Origin of the sequence: Streptomyces olivaceus (genome assembly GCF_000721235.1) — a bacterium.
GTDB classification, from domain to species: domain Bacteria; phylum Actinomycetota; class Actinomycetes; order Streptomycetales; family Streptomycetaceae; genus Streptomyces; species Streptomyces olivaceus.
In genome coordinates, this window is sequence record NZ_JOFH01000023.1 from 42461 (window position 1) to 69010 (window position 26550).

At 73.2% G+C, this 26550-nt stretch carries 22 protein-coding genes and 1 riboswitch; of the genes, 6 read left to right on the plus strand and 16 right to left on the minus strand.

The features are described 5' to 3' along the window. Positions 1-36: 36 nt before the first annotated feature. The gene (locus tag IG94_RS0124700; protein WP_031041202.1) at positions 37-546 is read right to left on the minus strand and encodes a phosphatase PAP2 family protein; all 510 of its coding nucleotides are present in this window, start codon (positions 544-546) and stop codon (positions 37-39) included. Positions 547-679: 133 nt separating this feature from the next. On the opposite strand from IG94_RS0124700, the gene dprE1 reads away from it, so the two are divergent. Both dprE1 and dprE2 read left to right on the plus strand, forming a co-directional pair. After that, a complete protein-coding gene (gene dprE1, locus IG94_RS0124705) occupies positions 680-2086 on the plus strand; it encodes a decaprenylphosphoryl-beta-D-ribose oxidase (RefSeq protein ID WP_031041205.1) in 1407 nt (468 codons plus the stop codon). A 34-nt stretch (positions 2087-2120) separates the two neighbouring features. Beyond that, the gene (gene dprE2 / locus IG94_RS0124710; protein WP_031041208.1) at positions 2121-2876 is read left to right on the plus strand and encodes a decaprenylphospho-beta-D-erythro-pentofuranosid-2-ulose 2-reductase; all 756 of its coding nucleotides are present in this window, start codon (positions 2121-2123) and stop codon (positions 2874-2876) included. Positions 2877-2886: 10 nt separating this feature from the next. Here the strand turns inward: dprE2 and IG94_RS0124715 are convergent, their stop codons facing one another. The 6 genes from IG94_RS0124715 to pdxR form a co-directional block, all read right to left on the minus strand. Then, positions 2887-3465, minus strand: coding sequence for a 2'-5' RNA ligase family protein (locus IG94_RS0124715; protein WP_031041210.1), 579 nt, complete (start codon positions 3463-3465; stop codon positions 2887-2889). A 175-nt stretch (positions 3466-3640) separates the two neighbouring features. Next, a complete protein-coding gene (gene trpS / locus IG94_RS0124720; protein ID WP_107060674.1) occupies positions 3641-4660 on the minus strand; it encodes a tryptophan--tRNA ligase in 1020 nt (339 codons plus the stop codon). A gap of 153 nt (positions 4661-4813) precedes the next feature. Beyond that, positions 4814-6259, minus strand: coding sequence for a glycine hydroxymethyltransferase (locus IG94_RS0124725; RefSeq protein ID WP_031041212.1), 1446 nt, complete (start codon positions 6257-6259; stop codon positions 4814-4816). Positions 6260-6287: 28 nt separating this feature from the next. Further along, positions 6288-6376: riboswitch (ZMP/ZTP riboswitch) on the minus strand. A 65-nt stretch (positions 6377-6441) separates the two neighbouring features. Beyond that, positions 6442-7626 (minus strand): glutathionylspermidine synthase family protein, encoded by a 1185-nt coding sequence (locus IG94_RS0124730; RefSeq protein WP_031041215.1) that lies wholly within the window; start codon positions 7624-7626, stop codon positions 6442-6444. 8 nt (positions 7627-7634) lie between these two features. Continuing rightward, positions 7635-8024, minus strand: coding sequence for a hypothetical protein (locus IG94_RS0124735; RefSeq protein ID WP_031041218.1), 390 nt, complete (start codon positions 8022-8024; stop codon positions 7635-7637). 167 nt (positions 8025-8191) lie between these two features. After that, positions 8192-9577 carry a MocR-like pyridoxine biosynthesis transcription factor PdxR gene (gene pdxR, locus IG94_RS0124740; protein WP_031041221.1) on the minus strand — a complete coding sequence of 462 codons (1386 nt, stop codon included), beginning with the start codon at positions 9575-9577 and terminating at the stop codon, positions 8192-8194. 47 nt (positions 9578-9624) lie between these two features. On the opposite strand from pdxR, the gene IG94_RS0124745 reads away from it, so the two are divergent. Beyond that, entirely contained in the window at positions 9625-10140 is a 516-nt protein-coding gene (locus IG94_RS0124745) for a carboxymuconolactone decarboxylase family protein (RefSeq protein WP_031041225.1), read from the plus strand. A 116-nt stretch (positions 10141-10256) separates the two neighbouring features. Here the strand turns inward: IG94_RS0124745 and IG94_RS0124750 are convergent, their stop codons facing one another. From IG94_RS0124750 to IG94_RS0124790, 9 genes are all read right to left on the minus strand, one after another. Further along, positions 10257-11213 carry an ABC transporter substrate-binding protein gene (locus tag IG94_RS0124750; RefSeq protein WP_031041228.1) on the minus strand — a complete coding sequence of 319 codons (957 nt, stop codon included), beginning with the start codon at positions 11211-11213 and terminating at the stop codon, positions 10257-10259. 1 nt (position 11214) lies between these two features. After that, the gene (locus IG94_RS0124755) at positions 11215-13170 is read right to left on the minus strand and encodes an ABC transporter permease (RefSeq protein ID WP_031041231.1); all 1956 of its coding nucleotides are present in this window, start codon (positions 13168-13170) and stop codon (positions 11215-11217) included. Continuing rightward, on the minus strand, positions 13170-14504 hold the full coding sequence (locus tag IG94_RS0124760; protein ID WP_224326273.1) for a quaternary amine ABC transporter ATP-binding protein: 1335 nt from the start codon (positions 14502-14504) through the stop codon (positions 13170-13172). The genes IG94_RS0124755 and IG94_RS0124760 overlap by 1 nt, the downstream gene beginning before the upstream one ends. Beyond that, complete coding sequence (locus tag IG94_RS0124765; RefSeq protein ID WP_031041236.1) at positions 14501-16033, minus strand: GMC family oxidoreductase; 1533 nt, start codon at positions 16031-16033, stop codon at positions 14501-14503. The genes IG94_RS0124760 and IG94_RS0124765 overlap by 4 nt, the downstream gene beginning before the upstream one ends. 75 nt (positions 16034-16108) lie before the next feature. Further along, a complete protein-coding gene (locus IG94_RS0124770; RefSeq protein ID WP_031041240.1) occupies positions 16109-17638 on the minus strand; it encodes an aldehyde dehydrogenase family protein in 1530 nt (509 codons plus the stop codon). Positions 17639-17917: 279 nt separating this feature from the next. Beyond that, positions 17918-18907, minus strand: coding sequence for a malate dehydrogenase (locus IG94_RS0124775; protein WP_031041243.1), 990 nt, complete (start codon positions 18905-18907; stop codon positions 17918-17920). 417 nt (positions 18908-19324) lie between these two features. Further along, positions 19325-20809: an XRE family transcriptional regulator gene (locus IG94_RS0124780; protein WP_107060671.1), complete on the minus strand. Its 1485-nt coding sequence runs from the start codon at positions 20807-20809 to the stop codon at positions 19325-19327. Positions 20810-21314: 505 nt separating this feature from the next. After that, a complete protein-coding gene (locus IG94_RS44230; RefSeq protein WP_051159437.1) occupies positions 21315-21755 on the minus strand; it encodes a DUF3017 domain-containing protein in 441 nt (146 codons plus the stop codon). A 355-nt stretch (positions 21756-22110) separates the two neighbouring features. Continuing rightward, positions 22111-22965, minus strand: a complete 855-nt coding sequence (locus IG94_RS0124790) for a bifunctional methylenetetrahydrofolate dehydrogenase/methenyltetrahydrofolate cyclohydrolase (protein WP_031041252.1) — start codon at positions 22963-22965, stop codon at positions 22111-22113. Positions 22966-23238: 273 nt separating this feature from the next. On the opposite strand from IG94_RS0124790, the gene IG94_RS0124795 reads away from it, so the two are divergent. The 3 genes from IG94_RS0124795 (at position 23239) to IG94_RS0124805 (ending at position 26389) form a co-directional block, all read left to right on the plus strand. Further along, positions 23239-23850: a hypothetical protein gene (locus IG94_RS0124795; protein ID WP_031041256.1), complete on the plus strand. Its 612-nt coding sequence runs from the start codon at positions 23239-23241 to the stop codon at positions 23848-23850. A 131-nt stretch (positions 23851-23981) separates the two neighbouring features. Beyond that, positions 23982-24728, plus strand: a complete 747-nt coding sequence (locus tag IG94_RS0124800) for an FHA domain-containing protein (RefSeq protein WP_031041258.1) — start codon at positions 23982-23984, stop codon at positions 24726-24728. Next, on the plus strand, positions 24725-26389 hold the full coding sequence (locus IG94_RS0124805; protein WP_031041260.1) for a serine/threonine protein kinase: 1665 nt from the start codon (positions 24725-24727) through the stop codon (positions 26387-26389). Before IG94_RS0124800 ends, IG94_RS0124805 begins: the two co-directional genes overlap by 4 nt. Positions 26390-26550 lie beyond the last annotated feature (161 nt).

The following is a 26550-nucleotide window of genomic DNA, read 5'->3' on the forward strand; positions in this document are numbered from 1 at the left end:
GCGGGGTCGGTGACCGCGGTACCGGTCACGGCGGTGTCAGCCAAGGGTGCCTCCACGCATCCAGTCGGCGCCGAGCCGGGCCGTGAGCGCGCCCAGGGCGGCGCCCGCCGCGACGTCGGAGGGGTAGTGGACGCCGGCGACCAGCCGGGAGACGCACACCGCGACGGCGAGCGGCCGGGCGGCACGCACCCCGAGGGCGCCGAGGGCGACGGCGGCCGCCGCGGCGGAGGTGGCGTGGGAGCTGGGGAAGGAGTGCCGGCCCGCGGTGCGTACCAGAGGCACGACGTGCGCGGGGCGCGGGCGGCGCACGATCCGCTTGACGCCCACGCTGACGGCGTGGGCGCCCGCGGTGAGCGCGGTGCCGCGCAGCCAGGCCGTGCGCCGGGGCGCGTCCACGGCGGCGCCGACGAGCCCCGTCGCCAGCCACAGCGCCCCGTGTTCCCCGGCCCAGGACAGGGCGCGCGCGGCGCCGGCCACGCGCGGGTCGGTGCCGCAGGCCCTGAGCGCCGTGACGATCCGGTGGTCCATGTCGTAGGGGTCGTCCATGGGGGCTCACTGTTCCCGCCCGCGGCACGGAAGGGCGGGCATGATCGTGCGACATACCATTAATCACCCGTTTCGGGTATGAGCATGATGTTTCAGAACTAATCAGTCACATAGGGGCGATACGGTCACCGCCATGTCTGCCGACACCGTTCCCGAGACCGACCGGGGCACCGGCGCCCACCGCCCCGACGCCGACTGGGGCACCGTCACCGGCTGGGGCCGCACCGCACCCACCGGGGCGCTCCTCGTCCGTCCGCGGACGTACGAGGAGGCGGCCGTCGCCGTCCGGGACTGCGGGGCGCGCGGCGGCATCGCGAGGGGACTGGGGCGGGCGTACGGGGACGCGGCGCAGAACGCGGGGGGCGCCGTCCTCGACATGACGGCGCTGGACCGCGTGCACGCGATCGACGCCGACGGCGGCACCGTGCTGTGCGACGCGGGCGTGTCCCTGCACCGGCTGATGGAGGTGCTGCTGCCGCTCGGCTGGTTCGTGCCGGTGACGCCCGGCACCCGCTACGTGACGGTCGGCGGGGCCGTCGGCGCCGACATCCACGGCAAGAACCACCACGTGTCCGGGTCGTTCGCGCGGCACGTGCTCTCCCTGGAGCTGCTCACCGCCGACGGCACGGTCCGCACCGTCGTCCCGGGCACGCCCCTGTTCGACGCGACCGCGGGCGGCATGGGGCTGACCGGCGTGATCCTCACGGCAACGCTGCGGCTCCAGCCGGTCGAGACGTCGCTGATGTCGGTCGACACCGAGCGCGCCACCGACCTGGACGACCTGATGGCGCGTCTGACGGCGACCGACCACCGCTACCGCTACTCGGTCGCCTGGATCGACCTCCTCGCGCGCGGCAGGGCGACCGGCCGCGCGGTGCTCACCCGCGGCGACCACGCCCCGCTGGACGCGCTGCCCGCCCGTTCCCGCGCCCGGCGTGCGCCGCTGGCCTTCCGCACCTCCCGCCTGCCGGCCGCCCCCGACCTCGTACCGGACGGGCTGCTCGGCCGGACCACGGTCGGCCTGTTCAACGAGGTCTGGTACCGCAAGGCACCCCGGTTCAGCCGGGGGCGGCTCCAGCGCATCTCCACCTTCTTCCACCCCCTGGACGGCGTCCCGCACTGGAACCGGGTCTACGGCCGCGGGGGCTTCGTGCAGTACCAGTTCGTCGTCGGAACCGGCCGGGAGGAGGCGCTGCGGCGGATCGTCCGGCGTCTCTCCGCCCGCCGCTGCCCCTCGTTCCTGGCCGTCCTCAAGCGGTTCGGCGAGGCCGACCCGGGCTGGCTCTCCTTCCCCGTCCCGGGCTGGACGCTCGCGCTGGACGTCCCCGCGGGTCTGCCGGGCCTGGGCGCCCTCCTGGACGAGCTGGACGAGGAGGTCGCCGGCGCGGGCGGCCGGGTCTACCTCGCCAAGGACTCCCGGCTGCGCCCTGACCTGCTCGCCTCGATGTACCCGCGCCTGGACGACTTCCGCGCCCTGCGCGCGGAACTGGACCCCCGCGGGGTGTTCGTCTCCGACCTGGCCCGCCGCCTCGCCCTGTGACGCCCCCGCCACCCCCGACACCTCTGGAGCAGTCGTGAAGGACGCCTTCGGCCTCCCCCAGTCCCTCCTCGTCCTCGGCGGCACCTCCGAGATCGCGCTCGCCACCGTGCGCCGTCTGGTGGCCCGCCGCACCCGCACCGTCTGGCTGGCCGGACGCCCCTCCCCCGCTCTGGACGGCGCGGCCGAGCAGCTGCGGGACGCGGGCGCCGAGGTGCGCACCGTCGCCTTCGACGCGCTCGACCCCGAGTCCCACGAGGAGGCGCTCGGCAAGGTGTTCGCCGAGGGCGACATCGACCTGGTGCTGCTGGCCTTCGGCGTCCTGGGCGACCAGGCGCACGACGAGCGCGAGCCGCTGAACGCGGTGCGGGTCGCGCAGACCAACTACACCGGCGCGGTCTGCGCCGGGCTGGTCGCCGCCCGTTCGCTGCAGGCGCAGGGGCACGGCTCGCTGGTGGTGCTCTCCTCCGTCGCCGGTGAGCGGGCCCGCCGCGCCAACTTCATCTACGGCTCCAGCAAGGCCGGCCTCGACGCCTTCGCGCAGGGCCTGGGCGACGCGCTGCACGGCACGGGCGTGCACGTCATGGTCGTACGCCCCGGGTTCGTGCGGTCGCGGATGACCGAGGGGATGGAGGAGGCGCCGCTCGCCACGACGCCCGAGGCGGTCGCCGCGGCCATCGAGCTGGGGCTGCGGCGGCGCTCGGAGACGGTGTGGGTGCCGGGCGCGCTGCGGGTGGTGATGTCGGCCCTGCGGCACCTGCCGCGGACGGTGTTCCGGCGGCTGCCGGTGTGACCGCGGGAGCCTACCGGCCGGGCAGCGTGCCGCTCTCCACGCGGCCCGTCTGCGGGGGCACCGTGGCGGTGCCGAACGGGAACTCGCGCAGCTTGCGCCACACGCTGTCGGTGCCCTGTTCGTAGAGCGCGAAGCCGGTGCAGGGCCACTGGGCCTCGTAGTCGGACAGCTCCTCGTAGGCGCGGTCCATCGCCGCTTCCTCGATGCCGTGCGCCACGGTGACGTGCGGGTGGTACGGGAACTGCAGTTCGCGGGGTACCGGGCCGTGCGTGTCGCGGACCCGCTTCTGCAGCCAGGAGCAGGCCGCGCCGCCCTCGACCACCTGGACGAAGACCACGGGTGAGAGCGGGCGGAAGGTGCCGGTGCCGGACAGCCGCATCGGGAAGGGCCGGCCGCGCGCCGCCACCTCGGCCAGATGCGCCTCGATCGCGGGCAGCGCGCCGCCGTCGACCTCCGTCGGCGGCAGCAGGGTGACGTGCGTGGGGATGCCGTGAGCCGCGGGGTCGCCGAAGCCCGCGCGCAGCTGCTGGAGCTTGCTGCCGTGAGGCTCCGGGACCGCGATCGACACGCCGATCGTTACGGTCCCCACTTCGTCTCCTGTCGTTGTGTGTCCTTCTGCCGGACACCCGGTTATCGACTGTACGGCCACCGCCACGCCCGGGGCAGGCGCAACCGGAGTGATGTGCAGCGCTACGGCGGCATGCCGGGGCGCACGGGTGGCGGCGGGTGCGGCGGGGGGCGGTGGGCCCGGACGCCGCCGGGGCTCAGCGCTTGGCGGGCAGGAAGCCCACCTTGTCGTACGCCCGGGCGAGTGTCTCCGCGGCGACGGTCCTGGCCTTCTCGGCGCCCTTGGCGAGGATCGCGTCCAGCGTCCCGGGGTCGTCCAGGTACTCCAGGGTGCGCTCGCGGAACGGCGTGACGAACTCCACGACGACCTCGGCGAGGTCCGTCTTCAGCGCGCCGTAGCCCTTGCCCTCGTACTTCTGCTCCAGCTCCGCGATCCCGGTGCCCGTGAGGGTGGAGTAGATCGACAGCAGATTGCTGACGCCGGGCTTGTGCTCGCGGTCGAAGCGGATCACGGTGTCGGTGTCCGTGACCGCGCTCCTGACCTTCTTGGCGGTGGCCTTCGGCTCGTCCAGCAGGTTGATCAGGCCCTTCGGGGTGGCCGCCGACTTGCTCATCTTGGCAGTCGGTTCCTGAAGGTCGTAGATCTTCGCCGTCTCCTTGAGGATGTGGGCGCTCGGGACGGTGAAGGCGTCGCCGTAGGTCTGGTTGAAGCGGTCCGCGAGGTCGCGGGTCAGCTCCAGGTGCTGGCGCTGGTCCTCGCCCACGGGGACCTGGTCGGCCTGGTAGAGCAGGATGTCGGCGACCATCAGCATCGGGTACGTGAACAGGCCGACGGTGGTCCGGTCGTTGCCCTGCTTGGCGGACTTGTCCTTGAACTGGGTCATCCGGGAGGCCTCGCCGAAGCCGGTGATGCAGTTCACCAGCCAGGCCAGCTCGGCGTGCTCGGGGACGTGGCTCTGCACGAACAGGGTGCAGCGGTCCGGGTCGAGGCCGGCCGCGAGGAGCTGGGCGGCGGCGACGCGGGTGTTCTCGCGCAGCTCCTTCGGGTCCTGGGGGACCGTGATCGCGTGCAGGTCGACGACCGTGTAGAACGCGTCGTGGGTGTCCTGCATGTCGACCCACTGGCGGACGGCGCCGAGGTAGTTGCCGAGGTGGAACGAGCCGGAGGTCGGCTGGATACCGGAGAGCACGCGGGGACGTTCAGAGGCCATGTTCATCATTCTCTCAGGCCCCGGGGCGCACTCCGGCACGGGTTCGGTACAGGGGTGTTCCAGTCCGTCTCCAGTCCGTCTGCGGGGGGGGACAGCGGGTACGGCGGCGGGGGCGCCCCCTGGTCGGTCAGGGACGCCCCCGCGGGAACACCGTCCGGGTCAGCCGAGGTCGATCTCCGGGTACAGCGGGAAGCCGGCCACCAGGTCGGTCGCGCGGTGCGCGATCTCGTCGGCGACCTTCGCGTCCAGGACGTGGGAGGCCTTGGAGCGGGCGCCGGACTTGGTGGTGCCGGGCTCGGTGGCGGTCAGGACGCGGTCGATCAGGCCCGCGACCTCGTCCATCTCGGCGGTGCCGAGACCGCGCGTGGTCAGCGCCGGGGTGCCGATGCGGATGCCGGAGGTGTACCAGGCGCCGTTCGGGTCCGCCGGGATGGCGTTGCGGTTGGTGACGATGCCGGAGTCGAGGAGGGCGGCCTCGGCCTGGCGGCCGGTGAGGCCGTAGGAGGACGCCACGTCGATCAGGTTGAGGTGGTTGTCCGTACCGCCGGTCACCAGGGTGGCGCCGCGCCGGGTCAGGCCCTCGGCGAGCGCGCGGGCGTTGTCGACGATGCGCTGCGCGTAGTCCTGGAACGCGGGCTGCCGGGCCTCGGCGAGGGCGACGGCCTTGGCGGCCATGACGTGCGGGAGCGGGCCGCCGAGGACCATCGGGCAGCCGCGGTCGACCTGGTCCTTGAGGGAGTCGTCGCACAGGACCATGCCGCCGCGCGGGCCGCGCAGCGACTTGTGCGTGGTCGTCGTCACGATCTGCGCGTGCGGGACCGGGTCGAAGTCGCCGGTGAGCACCTTGCCCGCGACCAGGCCGGCGAAGTGCGCCATGTCGACCATGAGGGTCGCGCCGACCTCGTCGGCGATCTCGCGCATGATCCGGAAGTTCACCAGCCGGGGGTACGCGGAGTAGCCCGCGACGATGATCAGCGGCTTGAACTCGCGGGCCGAGGCGCGCAGGGCCTCGTAGTCGATGAGGCCGGTGGCCGGGTCGGTGCCGTAGGAGCGCTGGTCGAACATCTTGCCGGAGATGTTCGGGCGGAAGCCGTGGGTGAGGTGGCCGCCGGCGTCCAGGGACATGCCGAGCATCCGCTGGTTGCCGAAGGCCTGGCGCAGCTCGGCCCAGTCGGCGTCGGTCAGGTCGTTGACCTGGCGGGCGCCGGCCTGCTCCAGGAAGGGCACCTCGACGCGGGCGCCGAGGACGGCCCAGAAGGCGACGAGGTTGGCGTCGATGCCGGAGTGCGGCTGGACGTAGGCGTGGCGGGCGCCGAACAGCTCGCGCGCGTGCTCGGCGGCCAGGGCCTCGACGGTGTCGACGTTGCGGCAGCCGGCGTAGAAGCGGCGGCCGACGGTGCCCTCGGCGTACTTGTCGCTGAACCAGTTGCCCATCGCGAGGAGCGTGGCCGGGGACGCGTAGTTCTCCGAGGCGATCAGCTTGAGCATCTCGCGCTGGTCGGCGACCTCCTGGCCGATGGCGTCCGCCACACGGGGTTCGACGGTGCGGATCACGTCGAGAGCGGCGCGGTAGGCGGTGGACTCGGGGGTGAGGTCTGCGGGCATGGGGGTCTCCGGACGTTGTAGTCGGCGTTCGGTCGGCCCAGGCGCACGGCACGTGTTCTTCCCGGGCCGCTCCCCGATGGTCGTTCCCATCCCAGCGCGCCAGTCACGGCCCGCGGCCAGGGTACCGGGTGGGTCCGGGCGACGCGGCGGTGTCCGGGATGCGGGAGAGCACCCCCCCGGGGTCAGAGGATCACGTGCGGCAGGAAGCGGGCATACTCGTCCGTCACCAGGCCGGACGACTCGCGGATGCCCAGGCCCGCGGACTCGTCCCGGACGACCCAGGCGCCGAGGACGACCCGGTTGCCGTCGAAGTCGGGCAGGGGGGCCAGTTCCTGGTAGCAGCACGGTTCGGGGCGCGGGGCCGGGTCGGTGCCGGGCTCGTGGACCGTGACGCCCGCGCCCTCGCGGCCCAGCAGCGGCTTGGCGACCCAGCCGGTCGTGGTCGCCAGCCGCCGGGGGCCGTCCAGGTGGGCGGGCAGCAGGTTGGGGTGGTCCGGGTACAGCTCCCACAGGATGGCGAGGAGCGCCTTGTTGCTGAGCAGCATCTTCCAGGCGGGCTCGATCCACAGGGTGGTGCCGGTGCCGCCGCCGTTGTCGAGGGTGTCCAGGACGTGGCCGGCGAAGCGGTCGGTGGTGAGCCACTCCCAGGGGTAGAGCTTGAAGAGGCTGCGGATGAAACGGAGCTTCTTGTCGACGAAGCGGCCGGAGAGGCGGTCCCAGCCGATCTCCTCCATGGAGATCCAGTCGGTCTCCAGTCCTGCCTGCTCGGCGGTCTCCTTGAGGTAGGCGACCGTCATCAGGTCCTCGCCGAGTTCGTCGTCCGAGGAGTGCGCGAAGTACAGGGGGTTTCCGGGCGGGAGGAGGGAGGCCTGCTCGCGCCAGGCGTCGACGAGGCGTTCGTGGAGGCTGTTCCACTGGTCGGCGCCGGGGAAGCGCTCCTCCATCCAGAACCACTGCGGGGACGCGGCCTCGACGAGGGAGGTCGGCGTGTCCGCGTTGTACTCCAGGAGCTTGGCAGGCCCCGTGCCGTCGTAGCGCAGGTCGAAGCGGCCGTAGACGGAGGGGAGTTCGGCGCGGCGGTGCCAGGCCTCGGTGACGGCGCGGACGACGCGCGGGTCGGTGATGCCGAGGTCGGCGAACCGGTTCCGCGTGACGATGTGCCCGGCGGCCGTCAGGCACATGCGGTGGAGTTCCTCGACGTCCTCCTCCAGCGCCTCGACCTCGGGCAGCGAGAAGACGTAGTGGGCGCTCTCGTCCCAGTAGGGGCGCAGGGAGTCGTCGGGGTAGCGGGTCAGCGGGTAGATCAGCCCCTGCTCCTCGACGGTCTGCTGCCAGCCGGGGCGGGGCGCGAGGGTGCGGCGTTCCACGGGCGGGGTCAGCCGCCGCCGCTGCCGGAGCCCGAGCAGCCGAAGCCGCCCCGGTCGACGGCCTCGGACCGGCTGAAGGTGCCGGAGTCGGCCCAGCCGCCGCTGACGTCGCCGTCGTAGTACCAGTCGGCGTGGCCCGCGGACTTCGAACCGCCCTTGTTCTTGCCGCCCTTGCCGTACGAGCCGCCGGAGGAGCTGCTGCCGGAGGAACCGCCGGACGCGCCGGACTTGCAGTTCTTGTCGGCGACGACCTTGTAGCCGTTGAGGTAGTCGTAGCTGTCGCGGTCCACGCAGCGGCGGTCGGGGTCCGAGCCGCAGGCGCTCAGGGTCGCCGCCAGCACTCCCATGCCGCCGAGCACGACGGTGCTCGACCGGAGCCGTCGTCGGGTGTCCGCCATGTTCTTCTCTCCCCCGGTGTGCGTCTTCGTCTTGCGGCTTCGTCGTGCGGCTTCGTCGTATGCCTTCGGCGCGCGTCATCGGTGCGCGTCGCTGCTGCTGCGCGTCTTTCGGCTTTTCATACGTCAGTTGGACTGATCGAGTGTACGGCCGACATCGCGGAGGGACTCTACGGCAGCGCCCGGCACAGCGCCTCCAGGGCCCCCGCCCAGGCGTGGTCAGGCGGGGTGCCGTAGCCGACGACGACGGCGTCCACCGGGTCGGTCGTGGCGTCGGGGTGGCGGAAGGGCGCCAGGCCGTGCAGGCCGAGTCCCTGCCAGGCCGCGGCCCGCAGCACCGGCCGCTCGGTGCCGGGCGGCAGCCGCAGCACGGCGTGCAGGCCGGCCGCGATGCCGGTGACCCGCACCTCGGGGGCGCGGGCGGCGACCTCGGCGACCAGGGCGTCACGGCGGCGGCGGTAGCGCAGGCGGGCGGAGCGTACGTGGCGGTCGTAGGCGCCGGAGGACAGGAACTCGGCCAGGGTCAGCTGGTCCAGGGCCCCGCTGGTGTCCTGGCCGCCGCGGGCCGCCGTGAGGGCGTCGGTGAGGCCGGGCGGCAGCACCATCCAGGCCAGCCGCAGGCCGGGGGCGAGGGACTTGCTGGCGGTGCCGAGGTGGACCACTCGGTCGGGGTCGAGGCCCTGGAGGGCGCCCACGGGCTGGCGGTCGTAGCGGAACTCGCCGTCGTAGTCGTCCTCCAGGACCAGGCCGCCGCTGCGCCGCGCCCAGTCGACGACGGCCGCCCGCCGGTCGGGGAGCAGGGGCATGCCGAGCGGGAACTGGTGGGCCGGCGTCAGCAGGACGGCGCCCGCGCCCGGGGGGACGTCGGGGTCGGTGCCGTGCGCGTCCAGGGGCAGCGGGACGGTGCGCAGTCCGGCGGCGGCCAGCAGGTCGCGGTGGGCGTGGAGACCGTACGACTCGACGGCGACGGTGTGCACGCCGCGCGCCCGCAGCACGGTGGCGAGCAGGGTCAGGCCGTGGGCGAAGCCGCCGCAGACCAGCAGGCGTTCGGGGTCGGCGCGGACGCCGCGGGCCCGGGCGAGGTAGCCGGCCAGCGCACCGCGCAGTTCGGGACGGCCGCGCGGGTCGCCGTAGCCGAGCGCGTCGTTGGGGGCGGCAGTGAGGGCGCGGCGGGCGGCCTTCAGCCACTCGGCGCGCGGGAAGGAGGCCAGGTCGGGGGTGCCGGGACGCAGGTCGTAGGCGGGGCGGGCCGGTCCGCGCGGGAGGGGCGCGGTGTCGGCGGGCGGTACGACGGCGCGGTCGGCGACGCGGGTTCCGGAGCCCTGCCGGGCGGTGAGCCAGCCCTCGGCGACCAGGTCGGCGTAGGCGTCGGCGACGGTGTTGCGGGCGATGCCGAGGTCGGCGGCGAGGGTGCGGGAGGAGGGCAGCCGGGTGCCGGGAGCCAGGCGGCCGGTGCGGACGGCCTCGCGCAGGGCGCCGGTCAGGCCGCGGCGCAGGCCGGGGCCCGCCGGTTCCAGGTGCAGGTCGAAGCCGAGAGTGGCCCAGGGTTTCGCCATGGAAGTGGACCATACCCGTGGGCTGCTTCGTTCCTAGGCTCGGTGGCATGACGACGACCGACGAGAACACCGTCCCGGCCACCGAGCCGCTTGCCGCCGAGCAGTCCCCCCGGCTGGAGTGGGCGAAGCACGCCCCGGAGGTCTGGAAGGCGATGCTGCGCCTGGACAAGGCGGCCACCCAGGGCCTGGACCCGAAGCTGTCCGAGCTGGTGAAGATCCGCGCCTCGCAGCTCAACCACTGCGCGTTCTGCCTCGACATGCACACCAAGGACGCCCTCGCGGCCGGCGAGAGCGTGGAGCGGATCGTGCAGCTCGCCGCGTGGGAGGAGTCGCGGCACTTCTACACGGAGAAGGAGCTGGCGGCGATCGAGCTGACCGAGGCGGTCACCGTCCTGACCGACGGCTTCGTGCCGGACGAGGTGTACGGGAAGGCCGCGGCGCACTTCGGGGAGGCGGAGCTGGCACAGCTGATCTCCGCCATCGCCGTGATCAACACCTGGAACCGCTTCGGCGTGACCTGCCGCCTGACGCCCGGCCACTACCGCCCGGGGCAGCACGCGTGACGACCGGGACCGCCTCTCCCGCGACGGCCCGTCCGACGCACGGCACGGACCGGTGAGCGGGAAGCGGTGACCGCGCGGCCCCCGCCCGCAGGTACGCGGGCGGGGGACGGCGAGGGTCAGGACAGCCACCCCTTCCAGACGGACTCGTGGCCGTCCACCCACTTCTTCGCGGCCTCCTCCGGCCGCAGCTTCTGCTCGGCGATCAGCAGGGAGACCTGGTTCTGGTCCTGGGTCGTCCACTTGAACTTCCTCAGGAACTCGGCCGCACTGCCGCCGTTCTCCGCGAACCCCGTGTTGAGGTACTTCTGCAGCGGGGTGACCGGGTAGGCGCAGGCGACCTCCGCCGGGTCGGCGTCGCAGCCCTCCTTGTAGGGCGGCAGCTTCACCTCGGTCATCGGCACCTTCTCGGTCAGCCACTGGGGGGTGTACCAGTAGCTCAGGAAGGGCTTCTTCTCCTTGGCGAACTGTTTCATCTGGGTGATCTGGGCGGCCTCGGAGCCCGCGAAGACGACCTGGTAGTCCAGGTCCAGGTTCTTCACCAGGGCCTTGTCGTTGGTGACGTAGGACGGGGAGCCGTCCATCAGCTGGCCCTTGCCGCCGCTCTCCGCGGTGCGCAGCAGGTCGGCGTACTTGTTGAGGTTCTTCCAGTCCGTGACGTCCGGGTGCTGCTTCGCGAAGTACGTCGGGACGTACCAGCCGATGTGGCCGGTGACGCCGAGGTCGCCGCCGGCGGTGATGGTCTTCTTGTCCTCGACGTAGCGCTGCTCCTGCTCGGGGTGGCCCCAGTCCTCCAGGATGGCGTCGACGCGGCCCTGGCTGAGCGCGTCCCAGGCGGGGACCTCGTCGACCTGGACGGTGTCGACGCGGTAGCCCAGCTCGTGCTCCAGCAGGTACTGGGCGACGGCCACGTTGGCCTGCGCGCCGACCCAGGACTGCACGGAGAGGGTGACCGTCCTGGCGCCCTGGGCGTTCGCGAACGGGGACGCCTGCTTCGTCATGTCGGCGGCGCCGCAGCCGGTCAGCAGGGCGAGCGCGGCCGCGCCCGCGACGGCCGAGGTCGTACGCAGTCGCATGTCAGGCTCCCTTCTTCGGCGTACGGCGTTCGGTGGGCTGGGTCACCCGGTCGAGCATCAGCCCGAGGCAGACGATCGCGGCACCCGCCACCAGGCCGGCCGCCAGGTCGCCCTGGGCCAGGCCGAAGACGACCTGGTAGCCGAGCGCGCCACCGCCGACGAGTCCGCCGATGATGACGACGGCGAGGACGAGGACGACGCCCTGGTTGACGGCGAGGAGCAGGGACCGGCGGGCCAGCGGCAGCTGGACCTGGCGCAGTTGCTGCCCGCTGCTGGCGCCGAGCGAGCGGGCCGACTCCAGCGCGGCCGGGTCGACCTGGCGCAGGCCCTGGGCGGTGATGCGGACGACGGCCGGCAGGGCGTAGACGACCGCGGCGGCCGCGGCCGGCGCGCGGCCGACGCCGAAGAGGGCGACGACCGGGATCAGGTACACGAACTGCGGCATCGTCTGGAAGACGTCGAGCACGGGCCGCAGCAGCCGCTCGAAGCGGTCGCTGCGGGCGGCGGCGATACCGGTGGCGAAGCCGATGACGAGGGTCACGGCGACGGCGGCGAGCACCTGCGAGAGCGTGTCGAGGGACGGGTCCCACACGCCGAGCACGCCGATCGCGGCCATCGCGAGGACGGCGGTGAGGGCGGTGCGCCAGGTGCCGATCAGCCAGGCCAGGGCGGCGACGACGAGGAGCACGGACCACCAGGGCAGCCACTGCAGGCCGTCCCGGAGCGGGTTGAGGACCCAGCTGGTGAAGTGCGCGGCCCAGTCGGCGGTGCCGCCGACGACGGGGACGTCGGAGTACAGGTGGGCGGTCATCCAGTCGACGGCCCGGTTGACGGGTTCGGCGATGTTCAGCTCCCACCCGTCGGGCCAGTCGAGGAAGTCCCCGAGACGCCCGGCGACCGCGACGGCCGCGGCGGCGAGCAGCAGGTACAGCCAGGTCAGCGGGGACTTCCCGGCCTCCCCGGGTCCACCGAGCCGCTCCCCCGCGGCGCCGGTCACCCGGTCGAGGACGACGGCGAGCAGCACGATCGGGATGCCGGCCGCGAGCGCGGCGCCGACGTCGACCGAGGCGAGCGCCTGGTACACGCGGTCGCCGAGGCCCCCGGCGCCGATGACGGAGGCGATGACGGCCATGGAGAGCGCCATCATGATCGTCTGGTTGACGCCGAGGAGGAGCTCCTTGCGGGCCAGCGGGATACGGGCGGTCAGCAGGCGCTGGCGGGCGGTGGTGCCGAGCGACTCGACGGCCTCCAGGACCTCCTTGTCGGCGCCGCGCAGGCCCAGCGAGGTGAGCCGGGCCATGGGCGGGGCGGCGTAGACCACGGTCGCCAGGACGGCGGCGGGGACGCCGATGCCGAAGACCAGGACGACGGGGAGGAGGTAGGCGAAGGCGGGCAGCACCTGCATGGTGTCGAGGACCGGCCGCAGCGCACGGTCCATCCGGTCGGAGAGGCCCGCGGCCAGGCCCAGCAGGGCGCCGACCACGACCGACGCGAGGACGGCGACGACCATCAGGGCGAGGGTCTGCATCGTCGGCACCCACATGCCGAGCAGTCCGCAGGCCAGGAACGCCACGGCGGTGCCGAGCGCCAGCCGCACGCCGGCCACGCGCCAGGCGACCAGGGCGCCGACCGCGGTGACCCCGGCCCAGCCGACGGCGAGGAGGGCGAGGTAGACGGCGCGTACGGCGAGGACAACGACGTTGCTGACGTGGCCGAAGAAGTAGAGGAACAGAGGGTGGCTGTCGCGGTTGTCGATGATCCAGTCGCTGGCCCTGCCGAGGGGCTCGGAGAGGTCCACGGTGAGGGCGGTGGGCCAGGCGGCGCCGGGCCACTGGGTGGCGGCGACGGGGGCGAGGACCGCTGCGGCGACGGCGAGGACGAGGAGCTTGCGGACGGCTCGGTTGGCGAGGATGCCGGGTGGGGCGGGCTTGTGGGCCGTGGCCGTGAGCGTTGCCATCAGACCGGCTCCTCGGTGGAGGGCGGGGTCGTCGGCTCGCGGCGCGTGGCCGGTGCCTCCCCGACGCCCGGCTTCTCGTCCGGGCTCGGCTTGTCCTCCGCGCTCGGCTCTTCGTCCGGGCTCGGCTTCTCCTCCACGCCCGGCTTCTCCCCCGCGCTCGGCTTCCCCTCCGGGCTCGGCTTCTCCCCCGCGCTCGGCCTCTCCCGCCCGGGGGCACTCACGGCGCCCGCACGTGCCGTTCCGGTGCCGCGACCGCTCGCGGCCGTGCCCGCCACCACTTCGAGGAGCGCGTCCGCGTCCACCACGCCCACGCAGCGGCCGTCGTCCATCACGCGGGCCGGTGCGCCCGCCCGCGCGACGGCCTCGATGGCCTCCGAGACCGTGGCCCCGGGGCGGATCTCCGGGCCGGTGCCCGCCTCGTCGGACGAGGAGGCGGGGCGCATCGCCGTACGGACGGTGAGGACCTGCTCGCGCGGGACGTCGCGGACGAACTCGCGGACGTAGTCGTCGGCGGGCGAGCCGACGATCTCCTCCGGCGTGCCGAGCTGCACGACGCGGCCGTCGCGCATCAGGGCGATGCGGTCGCCGAGTTTCAGGGCCTCCTGGAGGTCGTGGGTGATGAAGACCATCGTGCGGCCCTCCTCGCGGTGGAGCCGGACGACCTCCTCCTGCATGTCCCGCCGGATCAGCGGGTCGAGGGCGCTGAACGGCTCGTCGAAGAGCAGCACCTCGGGGTCGACGGCGAGGGCGCGGGCGAGGCCGACGCGCTGGCGCTGTCCGCCGGAGAGCTGGCCGGGCCTGCGCTGCTCCAGGCCCTCCAGGCCGACCTTGGCGACGATTCCGGCGGCCCGCTCGCGGCGTTCGGCGCGGCTCAGGCCCTGGATCTCCAGGCCGTACGCCACGTTGTCGAGGACGGTGCGGTGCGGGAGCAGGCCGAAGTGCTGGAAGACCATGGCGGCGCGGTGCCGGCGCAGGGACCGCAGCCGGGACCTGTCCATCGCGCGGACGTCCTCGCCGTCGATGGCGATGGACCCGGCCGTCGGTTCGATCAGGCGGGTCAGGCAGCGTACGAGGGTGGACTTGCCGGAGCCGGACAGGCCCATGACGACGAAGACCTCGCCCTTGCGCACGTCGAAGGAGACGTCCGCGACGGCGGCGGTGCAGCCGGTGCGCGAGCGCAGTTCGGCGGGGCTCAGGGCGGCGAGTTCCGGGTCGGCGGGGACGCGCTCGGCCCTGGGGCCGAAGACCTTCCACAGGCCGTCCACGGAGAAGACCGGGGGCCGCTCGGCCACGGTGTCGTTGACGGCCTCGGTGCCGTGGGCGACGGCGCTCATCGGGCGTCACCGCCGATCAGCTCGACGGCGCGCTCGCCGACCATGAGGACGCCGATCATCGGATTGACGGCGGGCATGGTCGGGAAGACGGAGGCGTCGGCGATCCGGATGCCCTGAAGGCCCCGGATGCGCAGCTCGGGGTCGACGACGGCCGCCTCGTCCGCGGCGGCGCCCATCCGGCAGGTGCCCGCCGGGTGGTAGACGGTGTGGGCGACCTTGCGGGCGTACTCGCTCAGCTCCTCGTCGCCGGTGACGTCCGGGCCGGGGCAGACCTCGCGCTTGAGCCAGCCGGCCAGCGGCTCGGAGGCCGCGACCCGGCGGGCGATGCGGATGCCGTCGACGAGGGTGCGGCCGTCGTGGTCGTCCTCGTCGGTGAAGTAGCGGAAGTCGAGGGCGGGTTTCTCGGCCGGGTCGGCGCTGGTGAGGCTGAGGCGGCCGCGGGACTTGGGCTTGGGGATGTTCGGGGTCATCGAGACGCCGAACTCCGGGCGCTCGTAGCCCAGTCGCTCCGGGTGGTCCGTGAAGGGGATCTGGTAGAAGTGGAACATCAGGTCCGGGCCCGCGTGTTCGGGGTCGCGGCGCACGAACAGACCGGCGTCGGAGTCCATCGCGGAGTTGTCCGGGATGGGGCCGTTGGTCTCCCACACGATCACCGACTCGGGGTGGTCGAGCAAGTTCTCGCCGACGCCGGGCAGGTCGAGCGCCACGGGTATGCCGAGCGCCTCCAGGTCCTCGCGCGGGCCGATGCCCGAGTGCAGCAGCAGCCGCGGGGAGTCGACGGCGCCGGCGCAGAGCACCACCTCGCCCCGCGCCTCGACCAGGAGCTCCTCGCCGTCCTTGGTGCGCACGTGGACGCCCTTGGCGCGGGTGCCGTCCAGCTCAAGCCGGTACGCCCAGGTCTCCAGCAGCAGCGTGAGGTTGGGGCGGTCGTTCATCACCGGGTGCAGGTACGCGACGGAGGCGGAGGAGCGCTTGTTGTCCTCGGGGTGGTAGGCGAGGTCGAAGAAGCCGACGCCCTCGGTGAACGGCTTCTTGTTGAAGCCCTCGACTCGGGGGACCTCCAGCGTCTTCTGCGCGGCGTCGACGAAGTCGCGGGCGATGGCGTTGCGGTCCTTCTCGTCGACCGGGACGATGTTGTTCTTCAGCCGGGCGAAGTACGCCTCCATCTGCACCGCGCCCCACCCCTTGGCGCCGGCGGCCTCCCACTCGTCCCAGTCGGACGGGAGCGGCTTGAAGGCGATGAGGGTGTTGTGCGAGGAGCAGCCGCCGAGGACCCGGGCGCGGCTGTGCCGGATGTGCGAGTTGCCGCGCGGCTGCTCGGTGGTCGGGTAGTCGTAGTCCAGGTCGCCGCCGAGCAGGCCCATCCAGCGGCGCAGGGTCAGTACGTCGTCGCGGCCGACGTCGCTGGGTCCGCCCTCGATGACGGCGACGGTGACGTCGGGGTTCTCGGTGAGCCGGGAGGCGATCACGGAGCCTGCCGTGCCGCCGCCTATGACGACGTAGTCGTACACGTGAGTGGTCTCTGGCATGGGGGTACTCCAGTGGGGCGGGCGGATGGTGCGGAAACGTACGGTGGCGCGGGAACGTAGGGCGGCGCGGCCGGGTCAGCCGGCGAACCAGCGGACGGGCCGCGGCGCCAGGTTCTGGTAGACGTGCTTGCTCTCGCGGTACTCGGCCAGGCCGGCGGGGCCGAGTTCGCGGCCGACGCCGCTCTTGCCGAAGCCGCCCCACTCCGCCTGCGGCAGGTAGGGGTGGAAGTCGTTGATCCACACGGTGCCGTGCCGCAGCCGGCCCGCGACCCGGCGGGCCCGTCCCGCGTCGGCGGTCCAGACGGCACCGGCCAGACCGTACTCGGTGTCGTTGGCCAGGGCTACGGCCTCGTCCTCGGTCCGGAAGGTCTCGACGGTGAGGACGGGGCCGAAGACCTCCTCCCGTACGACCCGCATGTCGCGGTGGCAGTGGTCGAGGACGGTCGGCTCGTAGAAGTAGCCGGACTCGGGCCGCTGGGGCGACGGCTCGGGGCGCTTGCCGCCGCAGCGCAGTGCGGCGCCCTCGGCGAGCGCGGAGGCCACGTAGTCCTCGGTCTTGGCGCGCTGCTGCTCGGAGACGAGCGGCCCGCACTCGACGCCGTCCTCGGTGCCGCGGCCCAGGCGGATCTTCTGGGCGCGGCGGACGAGTTCGGCGACGAAGCGTTCGCGGACGGACTCCTCGACGATGAGCCGGCCGCCCGCGGAGCAGACCTGGCCGCTGTGGATGAAGGCGGCGTTGAGGGCCTGGTCGACGGCGGTGTCGAAGCCCTCCTCGCTCTCGCAGGCGTCGGCGAAGACCACGTTGGGGTTCTTGCCGCCGAGTTCGAGGGCGACCTTCTTGACGGTGACGGCCGCGGCCTGCGCGACTTTGGTGCCGCTGATCAGGCCGCCGGTGAAGGAGACCAGGTCGACGCCGGGGTGCTCGGCGAGCCGGGCGCCGACGGTGTGTCCGGGGCCGGTGACGATGTTCGCGACGCCGTTGGGGAGCCCGGCCTCGGTCAGCAGGTCGATCAGGGCGACGGTCGTCAGGGGGGTGATCTCGCTGGGCTTGATCACGAAGGTGTTGCCTGCGGCGAGCGCCGGGGCGATCTTCCAGCTGGCCTGGAGGAGAGGGTAGTTCCAGGGCGTGATCATCGCGCAGACGCCGACGGGCTCGTGCACGACGACGCTGTGGATGTCGGGCGAGCCCGCGTCGACGACCCGGCCGGCGCCCTCGCCCGCGACGAGGTCGGCGAAGTAGCGGAAGGCGTCGGCGACGCAGTCGATGTCGACGCGGCCCTCCTCGACGGTCTTGCCGGCGTCGCGGCTCTCCAGCAGGCCCAGCGTCTCGCGGTCGCGCACGAGCAGGTCGGCGACGCGGCGCAGCAGGGCGGCGCGCTCGGCGACGGGGGTGTGCGGCCAGTCGCCCGCGTCGAAGGCGCGCCGGGCGGCGGCGACCGCGAGGTCGGTGTCCTGCTCGTCGCCCTCCGCGACCACGGCGAAGGGCCGGGCGTCCGCGGGGTCGAGGATCTCGCGCGTGGCGCCGGAGGACGCGGCCAGCCACTCGCCTCCCGCGTGAATGGTCCGATGCGCCCGCTCCACCGCGGTTTCGGTGCTGTTCGCCATGGTTGTTTACTGCCTTCCGCTCCTGATCAACCCCTGTGTCACACGCGTGTCACCGCCGGGGACCGTGAGCCCCTGCCCCAGGGCCGTCCATGCATGCCGAATCGGCCACGAAAGTGCGGCGCCTCACGGAGGAAGAGGACGAACGGAGCATATGGGCAAGGGAGCGTATGGGCCGGGCGAGGGAGCGGGAACGGGAACGGGAACGCATACGGGCCCCGTCCCGGTCGGTGACTGGAACGGGGCCCGTACGGGGCCGGTGAGGCGTGGGCGCGACGCTGCTCAGATGAGGCCGAGACCGCGGACCGCCTCGCGCTCCTCGGACAGCTCCTTGACGGAGGCGTCGATGCGGGCGCGGGAGAAGTCGTTGATGTCCAGGCCCTGGACGATCTCGTACGCGCCGTCCTTCGTGGTGACCGGGAAGGAGGAGATGATGCCCTCCGGGACGCCGTAGGAGCCGTCCGACGGGATGCCCATGGAGGTCCAGTCGCCCTCGGCGGTGCCGTTGACCCACGTGTGCACGTGGTCGATGGCGGCGTTGGCGGCGGAGGCGGCCGAGGAGGCGCCGCGGGCCTCGATGATGGCGGCGCCGCGCTTGGCGACGGTCGGGATGAACTCGTCGGCCAGCCACTTCTCGTCGTTGACCGTCTCGGCGGCGTTCTTGCCGGCGACGGTGGCGTGGAAGATGTCCGGGTACTGGGTGGCGGAGTGGTTGCCCCAGATGGTCAGGCGCTTGATGTCGGCGACCGTCGAGCCCGTCTTCTTCGCCAGCTGGGTCAGGGCGCGGTTGTGGTCCAGGCGGGTCATCGCGGTGAAGCGCTCGGCCGGTACGTCCGGGGCGGCGGCCTGGGCGATCAGGGCGTTGGTGTTGGCCGGGTTGCCCACCACGAGGATCTTGACGTCGTCCGCGGCGTGGTCGTTGATGGCCTTGCCCTGGGGCTTGAAGATGCCGCCGTTGGCCTCCAGGAGGTCGCCGCGCTCCATGCCCTTGGTGCGGGGGCGGGCGCCGACGAGGAGGCCGACGTTGGCGCCGTCGAAGGCCACGTTCGGGTCGTCGGTGATCTCGATGCCCTGGAGCAGCGGGAACGCGCAGTCGTCCAGCTCCATCGCGGTGCCCTCGGCGGCCTTGAGCGCCGGGGTGATCTCCAGGAGGCGCAGCTTGACCGGCACGTCCGCGCCGAGCAGCTGGCCGGAGGCGATGCGGAAGAGCAGGGCGTAACCGATCTGGCCGGCCGCGCCGGTGACGGTGACGTTCACGGGAGTGCGAGTCATGGCGTTCTCCGAATGACAGCTGGCGGTGGGGCGTCCCGGCCCCGGGCGTTTGATCGATCTCTTGGTATCAAGAGACCGATCCAGCCGTCAGGCTATCGCGCCCGTGGTGTCCGGCACGTCCGGGTCGGTGTGGCCCGGCCCACAGGCCGGAACACGTCCCGCCGGGCCAACGAAGAGGCGGCCGCCCGTCCGGGAGAGGGGGACGAAGGCGGCCGCCGTTTCGGGGACCGTTGCCGGACTCCCGTGGGGGTACTACTCGCGTGCCCGGCACTTGGGCGGGCATGCCTGCCGGAGTCGAACTTTTTTCAAACCGCCCGCTTTCCCAGCCCCGACCTGCCTCTTTGCCCGCTGCCCCCTGCTCCCTTGCTCCCCCTGCTTCTGCTACTTCTCCGGCTTCTTCGGCTTCTTCGGCTTCTTCTACTTCTCGGTGCAGCCCTGCTGTCCCGAGGCGAGCGTCACGCACGCGGTGGCGTCGGCCGCGGAGTCCGCGGCGACCATCGCGGTGTACGCGACGGTGTCACCGGCGTTGCCGACCGTCGCCCGCTGCTCGTTGGCGCCATCGGCGTTGACCTGAACCTCGTCGCCCTGGGCGGCCTGGGTGACGCGGGCCCAGGCGGCACCGCAGACCTTGCTGTAGCGGACCTCCACGGAGGCGGTGCCGACGGCGGCGGTCGCCCCGGTGGCCACCAGGTCGCCGCCGCAGCCCATGACTTCGGGGTCCTTGCCGGTGCAGGCGTCGCCGCTGCACTGGACGCCGGGCGGCAGCTCGGGCGACTTGCTCACGGTGGGGGACGGGGAGGGTTTGGCGCCCTCGTCGTCCTTGTCGCCGGATTGGTTCAGCAGGAAGAAGGCGCCCGCGATCACGACCAGCACACCGACGACACCCGCGGCGAACGCCGCCATCCGCTTGCCGCCGCCCCCGGAGGGCCGCCCGCCCGTACGCGGGCCGTCGTGCGGGGGCCGGCCGTAGGCGGTTGCGGGGCCGGTGCGGTAACCGTAGGGGTCGGCGGAGCCCGGGCTGCCGTACACGTCACCGGGGCCGGGGCCGGCGTACGCGTCACCGGGGCCGGGGCTGCCGTAGGGATCGGCGGGGCCCTGGCCGTTCGGGAAGGCGTGGCCCGGCGCCGCGGGGTCCGCGGCACCCGGGGCTCCCGCGGGCTCGGCGGCACCGGTGCGGCTCCCGTGCCGCGGAGTGCGGTCGCCGGTCGGCGACGGCCCCCGGTACCCGGCCAGGCCCCACGAGTTGCCGTCGGTCGCTCCGCCGGGGGACGGGGCGTCGGGGTCGTCGGAGGCACCGCCGCCCCGCACCGGGCCGAGGGCCGAGTCGGGACTGTCGGCGGCCGTCGGCTGGGCGGGGACCGACGGCGGCAGCGTCGGCGCGACACCGGCCGGGCCGGCGACGCCGGACGACGGTCCGCCTCCGGCGTGGCGGCCGGACTTGCCCGGCCGGACGTTCCTTCCGCCGTCGCCCGCGCCGTCCGCCTTGCCTGCCTTGCCCGCCCTGCCCGCCTTGCCTGCCTTGTCCGGCCCACCCGCCCTGCCCGCCTTGCCGGCGGGTGCGCCCGCCTCGCCGAGCGCGGCGCGGGCCTGGGAGATCCGGATGGCCTCCATGGTCATGTCGTGGCGCATCTCCGAGCGGCTCCAGGCGCGCTCGGCCAGCTCCCACATGGTGGTCAGGTGGACCGGGTTGGTGCCCGTCACCTCGGCCAGGGCCACGATCGCGCCCTTCGGCGCGAGCAGCCGGCCGTTCAGATAGCGCTCCCAGGACGTCTTGCTGTAGCCCGTGGCGTCGGCCACCGACGCGATGCTCAGCTCGCCGCGGTCCACGAGCCGGCGCAGCTGGCTGGTGAACTCTCTGATCTGCGGATCGAGTTCGTCCGGCAAGGCCTTCCAACGAGGCACTGCTTCCCCCTCTTCCCCCCGGTGGCGTGCTGGTCGTTCCCCCGCCGGTTACCGCTGGTCTTCGCTGGTCCCCCGCCGGTACCGCGACCGGTCCGCGCGCGCGGCGTCCCGCTCGCGGTACCGGTTCTGGCTACCCACAGGGATGCGCCCGGTCAGGATCGCAGTTCCCGGGACAGGGGCGCACAGGAGCACAGAGGCTGCAGGCGTGCACCGTCCCACGCCCGCCAACTCCCGGTCCAGTGTCCCACCGGCGTCCTCGTGCTCCGGACGGAACCCCCGACGCTAGCGCGCCCCCGCCCCGGCCGCCCCGCTTTCCCCGACCTCGTGATTCCCGGACCGGCGTGGTTCCCGGATTCGCGTAGCGGAGTAGCGGAACGGTCACTTCCGTGCCACAGCGCCCTGACAGGCATTGAACCAGCCGTTCGGCCTGCAGGAGTGTGGTCCCCGGCGGCGGCCCGTCCTTCAACGGGGGTGAGGACGGGCCGCCGTTCACCCGGGACTTTCCCTAACTGCTTACGGTGAAATGCAGCAGATCGTTCAGGAACGGGATCTTCAGCGGTGCGTCCGGCTGTGCCATCAGCGACAGCATGACGATCGCGGTGCCCAGTACGCCGTAGGTAGCGATGTCCGTGAAGCGCGAGCGCACGGCGAGCATGCCGACGTCCGGTACGACCCAGCGCAGCGCGGCGCCCATCAGCAGCGCGGCACCGACGAGGACCAGGCCCCAGCGGAACACGTCGAGCCCGGTGAGCAGCAGGCCGACCCCGACCAGGACGACGACGCCGAGCACCGGCCACTGCCGTGCGGGCGCCGGAGCGTCGCGGGCCGCGGCCCTGCCGCCGCCCTCGGGGCGCGCGGTGTCGCGGGTGAAGAGGGGGAACCGGCGCGTGATCCGGCGCGGCCGGCCCGTGGCGTCCGGCGCGCTGACGGGGTCCCGGACGGTGATGCCGTCATCCCCGTCCCCGGCGCCCTCCGTATTCTCGGGGCTCCTGCCGCTCCCGGGGCCGCCGGGGCCTCTGGGGCCCCCGTGGCCGCCGGAGTCTCCGGGGCTCCCGGCAGGCTTCTGCCCTCCGGCCCGCTCCCGGTCTCCGGCCCGCCGCGGGGCCCCGGCCGGTTCCCGGTCCCCGGACTGCTTGGGGTCCCCGGCCGGCTCCGAACTCCCGGCCTGCTGGGAATCGCTGGCCCCCGCCGGGCTCTCGCCGTGTGCCCCGCGCCGCGACGCGTCCGGCCCGGCCGAGGGCGCCGGCCGCTTCGGGCGCTCGGGGCCGCCGGTCCGCACGGGGCGCTCGGCGCCGGTGTCCTCAGCCGGCACGGCGCTCCGCCGCTTCCACGACGTTGACGAGCAGCTGAGCCCGGGTCATGGGGCCGACTCCGCCGGGGTTCGGGGAGATCCAGGCGGCCACCTCGGCCACGTCCGGGTGGACGTCGCCGACGATCTTGCCCTCGGCGTTGCGCGAGACACCGACGTCGAGGACGGCGGCGCCCGGCTTGACGTCCTCGGCGCGGACCAGGTGCGGGGAGCCGGCCGCGGCGACGACGATGTCGGCCCGCCGCAGGTGCGCGGCGAGGTCCCGGGTGCCGGTGTGGCACTGGGTCACGGTGGCGTTCTCGCTGCGCCGGGTGAGCAGCAGCGGCATCGGGCGGCCGATGGTGACCCCGCGGCCGACGACCACGACCTCGGCGCCCTTGATCTCCACGCCGTGGCGGCGCAGGAGGGTGAGGATGCCGTGGGGGGTGCAGGGCAGCGGCGCCGGCTCGTTCAGCACGAGGCGGCCGAGGTTCATCGGGTGCAGGCCGTCCGCGTCCTTGTCCGGGTCCATCAGCTCCAGGATGCGGTTCTCGTCGATGCCCCTGGGCAGCGGGAGCTGGACGATGTAGCCGGTGCAGTCCGGGTCCTCGTTCAGCTCACGGACGACCGCCTCGATCTCCTCCTGGGTGGCCGTGGCCGGCAGCTCGCGCTGGATGGAGGCGATGCCGACCTGGGCGCAGTCGCGGTGCTTGCCGGCGACGTACTTCTGACTGCCGGGGTCGTCCCCGACCAGGACGGTGCCGAGGCCCGGTGTGACACCCCTCTCCTTCAGCGCCGCCACGCGGGCGGTCAGTTCGGACTTGATCGCGGCTGCGGTGGCCTTGCCATCGAGAATCTGGGCGGTCATGCCCCCATCCTCGCGGATGACCGGCCCCCGGTTCCAATCCGGCCATCATCCGGACGCCGGGGGACGCGTCCACCCGTATCCGCTCATGATCGACGTTGTTGCACTTGCACAACGCATGGTGAACGGGGTGGACAAGTAAGAGATCGGTCAAGAACGATATGGAGCACAGTGCCGCGGGGCCGTACCGGGGGGACGAACCGCTTCTTCACATCATTCCTCCGAGCCGGGCCACGCGTCGTCCCCGCACTTGACAGCTACGGAGGAAGTCCCGCCATGAGTTTCGGCGACCCGAACAACCCCTACGGCGCCCCCCAGGGCGGCCAGCAGCCGAACTACGGCTACCCCCAGCAACAGCCCCAGGGGCAGGGCCAGCCGGGCTACGGCTACCCTGCGGCCCCGCCGGTGCAGCAGCCCTACGGCGGAGGCTACGCCCCGGGCCCGGCGACGATGCCCGGCAGCGTGAAGGCCGCGCGCGTGATGCTGTTCGTGCTGGGCGGCCTCCAGGCCCTCGGCGGACTGCTGATGATGATCGCCAGCGCCTGGTTCGTGGACCAGTTCGAGGACGAGGCCTCCTCCAACCCCGACCTCTCCGCGGACGACATCGACACCGTCTCCAACATCGGCGCCGGCGTCATGATCGGCTTCGGCGTCATCGTGCTGCTGTTTGCGTTCTGGGCGATATTCACTGCCGTCAAGTTCAGCACGGGACGCGGCGGTGTGCGGGTGTCCGCGATCGTCTTCGCGTCGTTGGTGACCCTGTTCAGCGTCATCAGCCTGTTCGCCGCGAACGTCTTCGCCCTCGTCAGCATCGTGCTCGGCATCCTGATCATCGTCTTCTGCGCCAACCGGAACGGCAGCGCCTGGTTCACCCGCCCGCGGTACTGAACCGGCCTCAGCCGGGGCGTACTTCTCGCCAATCACGTCACAGGGCCGTGTCTCACCCGTACGAGGGGGGCACGGCCCTGCGGCGTCGGCCTAGTCTGGCGAAGGCAGCCGTCAGGCACGGGAGACGCACCTTGTTCAGCATCATCGTGGTACCTCCGCAGACCCCGGAGGACGAACGCACCGGCACGCAGTTCCGGCTCGCGCCCGGCGAGCGGCTCGTCTTCGGACGGGCCGTGCCCGAGGGCGGGCTGCTGATCGGGCACGACGGGGTGTCCAGGAGGGCGGGCGAGATCACCGCCCACGGCACCTTCTGGACCGTGAGCAACCTCTCCGCCCACCAGACCTACGTGGTGGAGAACCCGGAGGGCGCCGGCGAGCACATCAAGGTCGCGCCCGGCCGGCTCGACGCCCCGGTGCCGTTCGAGTTCTCGCGGATCGTGCTGCCCGCGGCCGGCGACCTGCTGCCGGTCGAGGTCTGGGCGCCGCGCCACGACTATCTGCGCGGCGAGGACGGCGCCGACGGGGAGCCCACCGCCCCGGCCTTCTCCGTCGACCGCACCAAGCGCTACTTCGCGGTGCTGGCCGCGCTGTGCGAGCCCCGGCTGCGCGGGGCGCCGCACGCCCCGCTGCCGACGATGGACCAGGTCGTGCAGCGGCTCCGCCCGACCTGGCCCGCGGCCTCGCGCACGTCGGTGCAGTGGAACATCGACTACCTCGCGGTCAAACTGCGCCTGAAGCCGGGCCCGGAGACAGCCGCTCCGGGCCCCCGGCTGAACGGCAAGAAGGAGTCGCTGGTCTCCCTGGCCCTCCGTTTCGACCTGGTCCGCGAGGACGACCTGGTGGTTCTCTCGGAGCCGTCCGGACAGGCGCTGCGATGACCGAGCCGTACGCCGTGCCGGTGCCCCGGGGCTACCGGGTGGGAGTCTGGGAGGTGCGCGAGCCGATCGCGACCGGCGCCTTCGGCAGCGTGTACGCCGCGCGCCGCATGGACGACGGCGACCGCTCCCGGGGCACCGGGGACGCCGGGCGCACGGACCGCCCGGGCCCCGCGCGTCACGGCGCCACCGGCGCCGGGAGCGGGAGCGCTCTGCCGGAGACGGCCGCGCTGAAGTTCCTGCCCACCGGCACCGGTACCCCGCGGCAGCTGAACCATCTGCGGGAACTGATCGGGCGCGAGGTCGAGTTGCTGCAACGGCTGCGGCAGCCGCGGCTGATCCGGATGTACGAGAGCCTCACGGTCGACGACCCCGCCGACGGCCGGCTCGACGGCGCCACCGTCCTCGTACTGGAACGGGCCGAGGGCTCCCTGTCGGCCCTGCTCAAGACGGTGCCGCGCCCGCCGGCCGGGCCCGCCCTGCTCGCGCAGGTCTGTGCGGGCCTTGCCCAGCTGCACCGGGCGGGCTGGGTCCACGGGGACCTCAAACCGGCCAACGTGCTGCTGATGGCCGACGATTCGGTGCGGCTGGCCGACTTCAACATGGCCGCCGAGATGGAAGGCACCCACGCCTACACGCCCGCCTTCTCCACCCCCGACTACACGCCGCCCGAACTGCTGTGGTCCGAGATCGGCGAACGGGGCCGCCGGATCCGCCCGTCCGCCGACGTGTGGGCCTTCGGCGTCCTCGCCCACCTGGTGCTCACGGGTTCCTTCCCGTTACCCGGAGCCACCCCGACGACCCGCCGCGACGCCGCCGTCGCCTACGCCCGCGGCACCCACGAGCTGCGGCTCTCCCCCGAACTTCCGCAGGCCTGGCGGGAGATCGTCCGGGCGTGCCTGACCCGTACGCACGCCGACCGGATCGGCACCGACGCCCTGCTGCACCGGGTGACGGCCGCGGCGGAGGGCGCGCGGGGCGCGGCGAGGTTCTCGCCGCGCGCCCTGTTCCGGCCACGCACCCGCGGGCGCCCCCGGCGTACGCTCCTCGCCGCCGCGGTCGCGGGGCTCGTGGCCCTCGCCGCGCTCGGGTACGGCGCGGTCCGCTGGTCCGACGGCGGCCGGGAGCCCGTCTCGGGCCCGGGTCCCGGCGGCACCGCGAGCGTCTCCGCCGCCTCCTACGGCGCGGACGAGCTGCGCACCGACCGGGACGTGCCGCCCGCCTACCGGCTGCTGATCGTCGAGACGGCGCACGACTGCGACCGCCCGGAGGTCACCCCGGCCCTGCTCGCGGCGATACTGAAGGTCGAGAGCGACTTCGAACCGGACCTCGCCGACCCCGAGAACGACGAGTACGGCATCGCCCGCTGGACCCCGAGCGTGCTGCGCTGGTGGATGAACGAGGACGGCACGCCCGGTGAGAGCGTCCCCCAGCCCCCGTTCCCGCCGGCCGAGTCCATCCCGGCGATGGGCCGCTACCTGTGCTGGATCGCTCCCCGGCTGGACGAGAACATCGAGGGCGACCGCTCCGTGCTGACCGCTGTCGCCTACCGGACGTCGTACAAGAAGGTGAACGACGCGGGCGGGGTTCCCCCGAAGTACTACGACTACGCCGACCGCGTCGCTCACCACCTCAAGGAATACACGCCCCGGCGGCAGAAGTGACCCTGTGAGGTCAGAGGTGGACGGCGCCCCGCCGAACCACCGCACAGCCCGGGCCTCCCTCACCCGCCTCCCCTACGCTGCCCGTCGTTGGACTGGAGGAGGTCGACCCCGGGGGGGGAGGATCGGGGAGGGGGACGAGGGCGGCGGGTTCCATACCCGCT

Coding starts and splice junctions, on each gene's coding strand:
- IG94_RS0124790 (WP_031041252.1), bottom strand. CDS start 22,965: ATGACCGCCCAGATTCTCGATGGCAAGGCCACCGCAGCCGCGATCAAG.
- IG94_RS0124770 (WP_031041240.1), bottom strand. CDS start 17,638: ATGGCGAACAGCACCGAAACCGCGGTGGAGCGGGCGCATCGGACCATT.
- IG94_RS0124760 (WP_224326273.1), bottom strand. CDS start 14,504: ATGAGCGCCGTCGCCCACGGCACCGAGGCCGTCAACGACACCGTGGCC.
- IG94_RS0124765 (WP_031041236.1), bottom strand. CDS start 16,033: ATGCCAGAGACCACTCACGTGTACGACTACGTCGTCATAGGCGGCGGC.
- trpS (WP_107060674.1), bottom strand. CDS start 4,660: ATGAACATGGCCTCTGAACGTCCCCGCGTGCTCTCCGGTATCCAGCCG.
- dprE1 (WP_031041205.1), top strand. CDS start 680: ATGTCTGCCGACACCGTTCCCGAGACCGACCGGGGCACCGGCGCCCAC.
- IG94_RS0124755 (WP_031041231.1), bottom strand. CDS start 13,170: ATGGCAACGCTCACGGCCACGGCCCACAAGCCCGCCCCACCCGGCATC.
- IG94_RS0124735 (WP_031041218.1), bottom strand. CDS start 8,024: ATGGCGGACACCCGACGACGGCTCCGGTCGAGCACCGTCGTGCTCGGC.
- IG94_RS0124805 (WP_031041260.1), top strand. CDS start 24,725: ATGACCGAGCCGTACGCCGTGCCGGTGCCCCGGGGCTACCGGGTGGGA.
- pdxR (WP_031041221.1), bottom strand. CDS start 9,577: ATGGCGAAACCCTGGGCCACTCTCGGCTTCGACCTGCACCTGGAACCG.
- IG94_RS0124745 (WP_031041225.1), top strand. CDS start 9,625: ATGACGACGACCGACGAGAACACCGTCCCGGCCACCGAGCCGCTTGCC.
- IG94_RS0124750 (WP_031041228.1), bottom strand. CDS start 11,213: ATGCGACTGCGTACGACCTCGGCCGTCGCGGGCGCGGCCGCGCTCGCC.
- IG94_RS0124725 (WP_031041212.1), bottom strand. CDS start 6,259: ATGCCCGCAGACCTCACCCCCGAGTCCACCGCCTACCGCGCCGCTCTC.
- IG94_RS0124700 (WP_031041202.1), bottom strand. CDS start 546: ATGGACGACCCCTACGACATGGACCACCGGATCGTCACGGCGCTCAGG.
- IG94_RS0124795 (WP_031041256.1), top strand. CDS start 23,239: ATGAGTTTCGGCGACCCGAACAACCCCTACGGCGCCCCCCAGGGCGGC.
- IG94_RS0124775 (WP_031041243.1), bottom strand. CDS start 18,907: ATGACTCGCACTCCCGTGAACGTCACCGTCACCGGCGCGGCCGGCCAG.